A 9248-nucleotide genomic window follows, 5' to 3' on the forward strand; every position below is an offset into this window, starting at 1 on the left:
CTCCGGCGAGCCGCATCCGTCGTGGAGCACGAGTTCGACCGGAACTCAACGCGGTCAACAGTGGTGCGCGCCACGCCATCATCGTCCATTCTGTCGCTCCCGTTTATCTCTCTGATTCCTCTCGTGCCGGGGCTTCTTCGCGAGCTGACGTTTCTCTTCGCGCTCCCACATCGCAGCAATCTCGCCGGAGATCGCCGCCTTCATCTCATCAAGATGGCGGTCGAGTTCCTCGGGAGGCATCGAACGCCGGAGTGTAGCGACGAAATCCGTGTCGGAATTGAACCAGTCAGGCCGACCAGGGCCGTACCAAACCTCTCTGTGCGCATCGTTGCCCTTATCGAGGTCGTCTGGAGCCAGAAACCGCGCCATGAGCAAGATGTCCTCGATCTGGGCGTCGGAATACCGAGACAGCATTTGCGGCGTACGCTTGTCTGCGCCTGCTTGATTGGAGTTCATAAGTGTATTCATGCTTTTCCCATTGGCTGGCCCGCGAGTAGCCTGATGCGCCCATGCATGCAGATCGCCGCAGGATCTATTTTTCCGACCCAGCTGTCCCATGTCTTTTGAAGCTCATCGTTCGAAGACGCGTGCGCGCACAAATCTTTCGGCGGCAGCCTCGGGCAGGAGGTTGTGTCATTCTGACTGGCTGAGCGCCTTGTCCGACCACGCGATCCGCCGCTCACCATACGCTGGATGATCTCTTGCATAGCCAGAAGGAACCACAGATTTCCAATCCGTCAACAAAAAGATGCATAGGTCCGACGACCGCACGGTATAAACAGATTCGTTAGGACACGTTTGAATTACCGTCGGTAGTTGTCCTTTGCCGGACGGTCTGCCGACGTTCCTGTTCCTCAAACCGTGAACGATGATCGGACAGATACAGCCGAAGGAGAGGCAACGGGGTACTCCGGAGCTGCTATGCGGGAGATCTCGGGGTCGTCTAGGCGAGTGTGGCCTGCGCCAGGTTTGACGGCGTGATTTCGAAGTCTCGGAGAGCCGGGCACTGCCGAGAGCCGACGTCCGGCGCGACGTCCAATTATTCGTTGGTGCGCCCGACCGGTCGCAATTTTCATTTCGTTGGCCTGCCCAAACTTTTGCGGCGCTAACTACTGCAGGATACGCAGCCACACCGGCCACCAGGCTGATGGTGGACGACTTCGTACCCTTGAAGGATGACAGCACGATGAACACGAACGGCGTGTATGGAATTGACCATGATCGGCATCACATCTCATGGCGCGGTGGCGAACTGACCCTGACCTCCTATGAGCTGCAGATCATCCTCCGGCTCGCAGACGGCGGCCACTGTCCTCTCGCGCACTTGCCAATCGCGGGGGCGTTTGTTGAGAAATTCAAGAAAGACGGTCTGGATTACAAAGAAGTTGCCGTGGCGATCTCAAAGACGGTGAGTCTCTCGCCGCCGCACCTTGGATTCCTAGACGACGACGCCATAAACGGCAGCCCCAAGATGTTGAGTTACGCAGAGGCCATCTACGCCGAACATAACGACAGATGGCGGGAGCAGGACGCTGATCTCTGGACGACAGCCGTCCTGCTTCCGTTGTCCACCGGCCTCGCGAGCACGATTTGGCTGCCGACGATCCTGAAGGCCGATCAGGAGGCGGTCGTGTTGATCGCGACCTCGCCGAGTGAACGGATGGACCCGGCGAACGCCGCTATCCTTGGCGTCCTACCCGAGCCGCATCTCATCTCGGGTCCGCTGGACCCGGCCGTCGAGGCTGCTGCCATCCGATGGATTCGTGCCAATAGCGAACCGCTGCTCGCCCACTGGAGCGGTGTGATCGACAGTGCCGAGATGGTTCGGCGGCTGCGGCCACTTGGCCCCGATCATCTGACCAATACCTCCAACTGAAGGGAGTGCGTGATAGAGATCAAATGACCGTCAAATGACGGTCAAATGACCCGCTACCAGTCTGTGGTGTGTGCGCCGATAGAAGCGTTCGCATCGAGGTAGGCACTCCCGTGGTTGGAGGACTACGCCGGAAAATGTCGCTGCGGCGACGAAAGTGGCAAAGTGTGGCTGCTCCCTTGAGTTGGAGCTGTTCATGTCTTCCGAAGTCCTTGAATATGACCGCGTCGCACAGGATCTGGCGAATCGGTATAATTCCGTAGAAATACCGCAAAAGCAGTCGTTTGGACCATTTTACTCGATGGCCGTCCGGGCTGCCTCGCATGGGTTCGCTGTCATTCCGTGCGGCGGTGCTGATGACCCGTCCGGCAAGCGCCCCCTGATCAAATGGGGGAACTTCAAGTCGCAGCCGGGCATGGAGGTCGTCGCTGGATGGGCGGCGCGCCCAGCGTTCGGCGCGGCCAATCTCGGCATCATCACCGGGCTGTCCGGCGTCACGGTGGTCGATTGCGACACGCCCGGGTGTTTATTCAAGCTCTACGAGCTGTTCGGCGAGACACCGATCGTGGTGACCACCCCGAGTGGCGGCCTGCACCTCTATTTTCGCTCTTCCGGCGAGCGATGCGGGCCGTTCCGGGTCGGCGACATCAAGGGTGACTTCAAGGGGCATGGTGGCTTTGTGGTTGGCCCGCCCAGTGGTCGCATCCTGGCCGGGCAGCAGAGGGCCTATCGGTTCCTGGAGGGCGACTGGTCACTGCGCGAGATCCTGCCGCCGATCAGGCCGGGCGCACCGCTCGGCGAGCATGGGGCGCGGATTATCGCATTCCGTCCCCGATCCGGCGGCACCCACAAGGACAGCCCGCAGGACGGCCAATGTGCGGAGATCAAGCGGCAACGCACGCCGCAACGCACGCAGGTCGAGCGGATGCCCGATCAGCCGCCAGCCGGTCGGGTTGTTGATGGCGCCCGCAACCAGAGCCTGTTCGCCGCGCTGAGGCGGGAAGCGCTCACCGTGTCCGACGAGGAGGCACTTGTCCGGAAGGCGGTTGCGATCAACGAGACGTACGACCCGCCGCTTGACCTCGCGGAGGTGCGCAAGGTCGCGGCATCGGTCTGGCGCTACAAGAGCGAAGGCCGCCTCCTCGGCGCTGGAGAACAGGCCATAATCACCCGCGCCGAGACGTTCGATGCGCTCCGCGCCCATCCTGGTGGCGCGGATGCGCTCATGCTTTTGCTCCGGCTACAGTTCAGCCATGGCGCGGAGCCCGGCAAGCGGTTCGCCATCGCGCCCAAGGCGATGGAGAGGGACGCTATGTTCAAGAAATGGACGGTGCGCCGCTATCGCAAGGCGATCGCCACGCTGAAGGAACTCAAGCTGATCCGGCAGGTGCACAAGGGCGGCAAGCGGAAAGGCGATCCGCATCTCTATGTCCTCGATTGATGCCTCGCTGTTCCGCACCCCGGGCCCCCCAAGGGTTCAATTCCTGAACCCAATATAACTCTACACCGCCCCCCGGCGGGGATGGGGAGGATGAGGCAGCGAGCATCCAGCCGGAGGCCACCCGGGTCTCCGGTGCTTTTCCCCCCCGCCCATGGTCGGATTTTCCCAGTCTTTTCCTCCAAAACCAGGGCGAAAAATCATTTGCGGCCCGCGCGCGGCCAATCTGGCGCGCATCGAGGCCTCGTTCGAGCGCTGCAACGCGCCGCGGTCGTGCAGGCGACGAAGCCCTCCGATACTCGCGCAGTCGAGCAAACATGGGGGCGTGAGATGGCGAGACTGACGAACGATGCATCCGATCCGGCTGGGTTGGGGGCAACTGACGAAGCGGGCGGTGGGTCGCCTGGGCGGCAAGCGCGCCAGCGCGCGGTGCCGGGGTTTCTGGATATCGGCGAGGTGGCGGCGCTGTTCGGCCGGGCGCGGCGGACGATCCGCTGGTGGATTGCGACGGGACGGCTGCCGGTGGTCAGGATCGGGCGCACCCCGTTCGTGCCCGAGACCGCGATCAGCGCGCTGCTCGGAACGGCCGGCGTCAGCGATCCGGATGGTGCGGAACAATGACCGGGGCGGGCGCGATTTTCGGTCATTCGAATCGTTCTAAAACAGTCATCTATTTTGAGATAACGCATAGGGGCGATTGCCTATGCTGTAAGTTGATAGCCGTCCCTCCGCGTGATACGCTGCACATAGCCTCGCCCTGCCACATGACGTTCCGGAGGGTTTCATGACGTCCAGAAGCCACACTCCCGATGGCTCCCACGCCCACGACAGCGGGGCGGCCAGGCGTGGAGTCACCATGATCGGCGATCTCAGCACCGAGGCGATCCGGGCCACGATCGTATCATGGCACGATATCCCCGAGTCCCGGCGACGGAACTGGGCGTCGAGCTTCAACGTCGCCGATGGCATCGTCCGGCGGATGGAGGCGGAGACCGGGATTGCGCCCGTCGCGGAGCGTTGGCGCTGCGGGCACCTCAACGCGGTGTTGTGGCGGAAGCCGCCGGCCTTTCACGGGCTGGCGGACCGCCGCTTCGGGGATGTGGTCAGCCATCTGCGCCAGATCCTGATCCGCCTCGGCGTTCATGCCGAGACCGGCACCGGGCTCAACACGCTCGCGCCGGCCTGGCAGGAGCTGATGGACCGCATCGAGCCGCCCGAACGCAAGCGGGGGCTGGTGCGCTTCTTCCGCTTCCTGACAGTGGTGCTGATCGCTCCCGAGGAGGTCACGACTCATGCGCTGGAAGACTTTGCTTTCTGGCTCGACGACGTCACCCTGACGGACGACATTCCGGCACTAGTGCGCCGCACAGCGTCGAACTGGACCTGGGCGATGCGGGAGATCCCCGGCTGGCCGCAGGTCGAATTGCGCCGCCCGGGCATGCGCGACGAATTCACCACGCCGCTCGACCGCTTCCCCGACAGCTTCCAGCAGGACGTGGACCGCTTCCTCGACGGGCTGCGCGGCCATCGCCTTGGCGGGGTGTATCGCGCACCCGGTGCGGTCTTCAGGGCAGCGGGGCAGGACGGGCGCGGCGCAAAAGCCCCGCGCAGCCGGGCGCAGAGCCCGCGCACGATCAAGACGCGCGCCGAACAGATCCGCGCGGCCGCGGCGGCACTCCTCCAGCAGGGGGTGCCGCTCGAGAGCATGACCAGCCTGCGCGACCTGGTGAGCCCGCCGGAGCGACCGCGGCAGATCCTCGAATTCCATCTCAACCGGCTCAGGGCCCGCATGACCGCAGCCGGGCGGCGCGACGCCGACGGGGCGGAAGGCGATCCCACCTCCGGCTATGTGGCTGCCCTTGCCGAGGTGCTGCGGATGATCGCGGTGCATCACGTCGGCCTGCCGGAGGCCGAGATCGAGGAGATCTTGCACCTGCGCGCGGCCGTCCGGCCGGAGACGCAGGGGACGATGAACGAGACCGTCGCCCGCAAGCTGCGCGCGCTCAACGAGCCGGACACGCTGGCGATGCTGCTGCATTTGCCCGCCGAATGGATGCGCCGCCTGCCGGAGCTGCAGCTGCGGCCGCGCGATGCGGCGCTGGTCGCGATGTATGCGACGGCGCTGGAGATCCTGCTCGCCGTGCCGCTGCGGCGGCGCAACCTGATCGAACTGGAGATCGAACGGCACCTGGTCATCGACCATCGCACGAGTGCGGTCACCGGTCTCGATATCCCGGCCGCGGCGACGAAGACGCGCAAGCAGCCGATCGTCTGGGATTTTACACCGCGCGTCGCCGCGATGATCGGGACGTATATCAGCAAGTATCGCCCGCTGCTGGCCGGCGGGGACAACCGGTTCCTGTTCCCCGGTCTTGGTGACCGTCATCGCGATCCGGGCGACTTCGCCAATGAGCTGTCCACCCGGGTGGAGCGCGAACTGGGGACCGACTTCAACCTGCACCTCGTCCGCCATCTGACCGCCTGGCGGCTGCTCAAGCGGATACCGGGGGCGTATGAGCTGGTCTCCCGCGTGCTGGGCCACGCCTCGCCGAAGACGACAATGACCTATTACTGCGGGCTGGAGATGATCTTCGCGGTGCGCGAGGCGTCACGCCTTCTGGAACTGGACCGGATCGAGGCGAACCGTTCCCAGGCGCGCTTCGCCGGTGCACGCGACCGGGTCAGGGCACGACGGCGGAAGGGTCGCAACGCCGGGACAACCGGAACGAACGGGGCAAAGGCCAAGGGGGCCGGCAATGGCGCGGCGTAAGGTCCATGACGAGGCGCAAAAGCCGCGCCGCGTGCTGCCGGAGCCAAGCTGGCCGGCGGCGCATCGCGCCCTGTGGGCGGCGGGGATCGCGCCGCGGACCAGCCGGCTGGCCCGGCCCCGGCACGCCGACACACTCCGCCCGCTGAGCATCCGCAACGCTGCCCGCGCCTGGGGCGCCTATCTCGTCGTGCTGGCCGAAGCCGGGATCGACATCGCGGCTGACGATCCCGCCGCCCTGGTGACGCCGGACCACGTGGCATCCTTTGTCGACACACTGGCCGCGCGTGGCAATGCCGCCGGTTCGATCAGGGTGCGCCTGTTCGACCTGCGCACCGCGCTCAGGATTATGCAGCCGGCGCAGGATCTCGGCTGGCTGACCCGGCCCGGCGGGGTCTCGATCAATGACTGGTTCGAGGACGACCCCGAGGAGGCCGAGAAGGAGATCCTCGATCCCCGTGTGCTCACCGCACTCGGGTGGGACCTGATCGCCAGCGCGAATGCCTTGCCCGCGACCGATGAGGACGCTCTGCGGATGTATCGCAACGGGCTGATCTGCCTGCTGCTCGCCGCCCTGCCGATCCGCATCGGCACGTTGAGCCTGATGCGCCTCGGCGTGAATGTCTTCGATCACGGCGCCGACATCCTGCTCCGCTTCTCGGCGAGGGAGACCAAGAACCGCAAGCCCCTCGAGTGCGCCGTGCCCGATCATCTGCTCCCGGCGTTCCGGCACCATCTCGATGCGACCCGCCCCCGCATGGTCCGTGGCGAGGATGATCGCTGGTTCTGGCGAAACCCCGACGGCACCCGGTTCCGCTATGCCGGCATCATGCAGATGTTCCGCCGGGTGACGGCACAAAAGCTTGGCAAGGAGAGCGGCACCCATGTCAGCCGCCACGGCATGGCCACAGCACTTGCCGATCTGGCCCCGGACCGCCCGGGCCTTGCCGCCGCCGTGCTCGGTGTGGGCGAGGGCGTGGTCGACCGGCACTACCGCCGGGCGGAGATGCGTCAGGCGGCCCGGCTGGCCACCAACCTGCTCGAGGCCGAGCGCGACGAACTCCGCCTGCGGGCCCGAACCCGCTTCGGCCATCGGGCAAGCGATTGAAATTGTTCGGTTTATGCCAGACTAAGCCATTGAAATAAAACAACAAATCACTACTTATTGGGGGCAGGTCATCCCCGACGCCCGGGCCAGCCCGAGCCTCCTTGAGCTCGCCGCCCCGACCTGCGCACGGAGCTCTGCTCCGCCCGGCCAGGCCCGGGCCTCTTCAAGGACACCATCCACAATGTCAGACCACACACTGTTCGACGCCGTGCGCGCCGAACTGCGCGCGCGTCTTGCGCTCACCCGCACCAGCGCCGGCATGCAGACCGCGTTCGACGCCCTGTCCGGCGCCACGCGCGGCTTCCGGGCCGCGATCGAGACCTCCGGCGACCTCGCCAAGGTCGAGGGCGTGCAGCGGCAACTGCTCGCCGACCTGCTGGCGCTCGAGCTCTTCGTCGAGGAACTCGGCGACCAGGTCACCGAGCACCGCAAGCATCTCGCCCGCGGCCTCGGCGCCCCCGGCGCGCGCTGAACCTTTTTGCTCCCCCCGTCCCGCAACCATGCGGGGCGGGGATTTTTTATGCCCGGAGCGAAATACTGCTTGACCGGCAAAACCCCGTTCGTCGCCTGGAGACATTAACGCCGAAAAATAACGGTAAATCAGCAACTTGTCCGGAATCTGAAGCCAGACCTTGCCCAGGCGACGAAGCCGTCAAGCGGAAAATCGCCCATGACCGCTTCAAGCGAGCGGGCCAAAACCGGCCGCAAAAATTTCGTCGCCGTCAAGCCCCCGGCCCATTCACCGCCCGATGTGCGCAGGCGACGAAACTGTTCTCCTTGGGGTGTCTCACTTTCTCAAGGAGACACATGATGTCCGACGTTCTGCTCCGCCTGCCCGAGGTGATCGAACAGGTGAAGCTCAGCCGCTCGACGATCTACCGCCGGATCGAGGAGGGGACCTTCCCGCGTCCGCGTGCCCTCGGAACAGGGTGCGTTCGCTGGCGCCAGTCCGAGATCGACGCCTGGATCGACACCCTTCCCGTCGCCGCCGATCCGGCCTGTTGAGGCGGGGAAGGAGATTACCGCTTGGGGCCGGCGACGATCTCATGCGCCGGTCGCATGCCTTCCAGCAGCAGGTCGGCCCAGATCTGGGAGAGCTCCCGCCGCCGCTTCAGATGCTTTGCTCTATTATAAGCAGCCTCGACCTTGTCCTTCGGGGCATGCGCCAGCATCAGGTCGATCACCGCCCGGTCAGCCGGGAACCGCTCGTTCATGATCGAGGAGAATGTTGCCCGCCAGCCATGCGGCACGTGCCGCTGGTGATACCCCGCACGGTTGAGAAGATACCCCAGGGCGTTCTCGGACATCGGCTTGTGCGCGTTCCGCCCGTTGGGAAAGACGAACGGCATCCGCCCGGTCAGCTCCCGCAGCGCTTCGATCACCTCGACCGCCTGCCGGCTCAGCGGAACCTTGTGCGCCTCCTTCATCTTCATCCGTGGGGCGGGGATCAGCCAGAGCGGTTCGTCTCCCTCCAGCCCCTCGAACTCGGTCCACTTTGTGCCGTGAACTTCGCCGGGCCGGACATGGGTCAGCGCGAGGAAACGCATCGCCAGCCTTGTTACCGGATGCGCCGGGATCGCCTCGCAAGCAGCCAGCGCTTCCCTTGCTTCCTCCAGCGTGACCAGGGCCGGTTGCCGGCCCTTGGTCATCGGCGCCATCGCCTTCTGGATCACCGCCGCCGGGTCGGTCGTCGCGAGCCCAAGCCCCATTGCAAACAGGAAGATCGCCGACATCCGCTGGCGCACCCGGCGTGCCGTCTCGAGCGCCGGGCGCGCCTCGATTCGCCGGATCACGTCGAGGACCATCGGCGGCGTGATCTCCGCGACGTCGACATTGCCGAGGAGCGGAAAGACCATCTGCTCGAGGCTGATCATCACGTCCGTCGTGTGGCGCTCGGTCCAGCGGGACTTGTTCAGCGTATGCCAGTCGCGCGCGACCTTCTCGAACTTGCGGTCGTCATTCGCGGCCTGGGCGCGCAGCTGCTTGCGGACCAGCGAGGGATCGCGACCGGCGCGCAGCCCGGCCCGGGCCTCGTCGCGCGCATCCCGCGCCGCGGCGAGGG

At 65.2% G+C, this 9248-nt stretch carries 9 protein-coding genes; 7 read left to right on the forward strand and 2 right to left on the reverse strand.

The window, feature by feature from the left end; translation table 11 throughout:
• Positions 1 to 78: 78 nt before the first annotated feature.
• On the reverse strand, positions 79 to 468 hold the full coding sequence (locus APM_RS17320) for a hypothetical protein (RefSeq protein ID WP_138919247.1): 390 nt from the start codon (positions 466 to 468) through the stop codon (positions 79 to 81).
• Between the two features lie 718 nt (positions 469 to 1186).
• On the opposite strand from APM_RS17320, the gene APM_RS17325 reads away from it, so the two are divergent.
• From APM_RS17325 to APM_RS17355, 7 genes are all read left to right on the forward strand, one after another.
• Entirely contained in the window at positions 1187 to 1876 is a 690-nt protein-coding gene (locus APM_RS17325) for a hypothetical protein (RefSeq protein WP_007424694.1), read from the forward strand.
• Between the two features lie 193 nt (positions 1877 to 2069).
• Complete coding sequence (locus APM_RS17330; RefSeq protein WP_158005011.1) at positions 2070 to 3314, forward strand: bifunctional DNA primase/polymerase; 1245 nt, start codon at positions 2070 to 2072, stop codon at positions 3312 to 3314.
• A 327-nt stretch (positions 3315 to 3641) separates the two neighbouring features.
• Complete coding sequence (locus APM_RS22100) at positions 3642 to 3932, forward strand: helix-turn-helix domain-containing protein (RefSeq protein ID WP_158005012.1); 291 nt, start codon at positions 3642 to 3644, stop codon at positions 3930 to 3932.
• A gap of 163 nt (positions 3933 to 4095) precedes the next feature.
• Positions 4096 to 6081, forward strand: coding sequence for a tyrosine-type recombinase/integrase (locus tag APM_RS17340; protein WP_138919249.1), 1986 nt, complete (start codon positions 4096 to 4098; stop codon positions 6079 to 6081).
• Complete coding sequence (locus APM_RS17345; protein WP_007424697.1) at positions 6068 to 7186, forward strand: hypothetical protein; 1119 nt, start codon at positions 6068 to 6070, stop codon at positions 7184 to 7186. The genes APM_RS17340 and APM_RS17345 overlap by 14 nt, the downstream gene beginning before the upstream one ends.
• A 181-nt stretch (positions 7187 to 7367) precedes the next feature.
• On the forward strand, positions 7368 to 7658 hold the full coding sequence (locus APM_RS17350; RefSeq protein ID WP_039889136.1) for a hypothetical protein: 291 nt from the start codon (positions 7368 to 7370) through the stop codon (positions 7656 to 7658).
• 338 nt (positions 7659 to 7996) lie between these two features.
• Positions 7997 to 8191 (forward strand): AlpA family transcriptional regulator, encoded by a 195-nt coding sequence (locus APM_RS17355; RefSeq protein ID WP_241763197.1) that lies wholly within the window; start codon positions 7997 to 7999, stop codon positions 8189 to 8191.
• A 14-nt stretch (positions 8192 to 8205) separates the two neighbouring features.
• Here APM_RS17355 and APM_RS22775 read toward each other — a convergent pair.
• A partial coding sequence (locus tag APM_RS22775; protein WP_007424699.1) for a phage integrase central domain-containing protein occupies positions 8206 to 9248 on the reverse strand: 1043 nt, incomplete at its 5' end.

The organism is Acidiphilium sp. PM, assembly GCF_000219295.1.
GTDB lineage: Bacteria > Pseudomonadota > Alphaproteobacteria > Acetobacterales > Acetobacteraceae > Acidiphilium > Acidiphilium multivorum.